The sequence below is a fragment of the Mesorhizobium sp. M7A.F.Ca.US.002.01.1.1 genome, from assembly GCF_004022955.1.
Lineage (GTDB): Bacteria > Pseudomonadota > Alphaproteobacteria > Rhizobiales > Rhizobiaceae > Mesorhizobium > Mesorhizobium ciceri.
This window is the reverse complement of record NZ_RZQE01000901.1, coordinates 1-1,163: the sequence shown is the minus strand read 5'-3', so window position 1 is coordinate 1,163 and position 1,163 is coordinate 1. Positions and strand designations below refer to the sequence as shown.

The following is a 1,163-nucleotide window of genomic DNA, read 5'->3' as shown; positions in this document are numbered from 1 at the left end:
GTACCAGCGGGCGCCCGGCTCGGCACCGGGCCGAATGGACTGTGCGAGCCTAAACTCGCCGTCGCCCGGCTGGCCGTCGCGAAGGCCGGACGCCAGGCGATAGATCGTCACCGAGGCTTCGGGGACATCCGAGAGCAATCCCTCGACGGTCTTCAGATCGGCAGCGGACGATGCTCCGGTCATATCCGCATAGGCGCGGTTGGCGTAGACGACGCGGCCCTTGGTGTCGGTGACGAGAAGCCCCTGCGACATCGAATCGACGAAGGATTTCGACAGTTCGTCGCCTGTCGAGCGTGGCGTGACCTGCACGAAGCCGATCGCCGTCGCGAACAGGAAGCCGACGCCGATCATCGCCAGCACGCCGAGCATGCCGAGCAGGAAAGGATCGCCGAGGCGCTCGCGGAAAAGACCGAAGACGATCGCGGCCCCCGTCAGAACGACGATGAAAATGATAAGCCGGGTAACCGCGCCCGGTCGCGTATTCTGGTCGACGATCGGTACCGGATAGAAATCGCCGCGCGCTTCCTTGGCCATGTGCCCCCTGCTCGTGAATTCCGGTGTTCCGACACCCGCCCCGTACCGGGTTGAATCACATTCTCCTAGTCCGGAAAAGGCCTGGGCGGCAAATGTCGGATAAAAATGATGTCTTCCGGCCTTCGGAGTTTTTCAAGCTGTTCAACAGCGTGAAACGCAACTTGCGGTGGCCCGCTTCAACGGTCTAGTGTCTTATCACTTCCAAGGGGCGATCAGGGGAAACCAATGCAATGGCTCGATAGCGTGGCAGGTCCCGGTTATGCCGCAGCATTGTTGTGGACGTTTGCAGCGCTCGTCCTGCTGGTCATCGTTCTCGTCATCGTCAAGCTGGTGCGCAACCTGACATTCGGAACCTTCGTCGCCGGCGGCCGGAACCGCAAGACGCGACTGGCCGTCATGGATGCCACCGCCGTCGACAGCCATCGCAGATTGGTGCTGATACGCCGCGACGACATCGAACATCTGCTTCTGATCGGCGGTCCGACCGACGTCGTCGTCGAGCGCGATATCCGGCTTTCGGCGCCGCGCCGGCCGGCATTGACTGGAGATGGCGGCTTGCAGCCGGTTCCGGCCGCCGCTCCGACAAGGCCGCGTCCGCCGCAACCCGCTCCGCCGCCGCTGAGACAGGC

Annotated in this window: 1 protein-coding gene and 1 pseudogene; one reads left to right on the top strand and one right to left on the bottom strand. The window is 63.3% G+C overall.

Annotation, left to right across the window (positions count from 1 at the left end; genetic code table 11):
* Positions 1 to 534, bottom strand: a 534-nt coding sequence (locus EN932_RS36575) for a PAS domain-containing protein (protein WP_128369546.1), incomplete at its 3' end; no start/stop codon positions are given.
* Positions 535 to 759: 225 nt separating this feature from the next.
* Between EN932_RS36575 and EN932_RS36570 the strand changes: the two are divergent.
* Positions 760 to 1,163: pseudogene (locus tag EN932_RS36570) on the top strand (flagellar biosynthetic protein FliO); the annotation flags it as partial.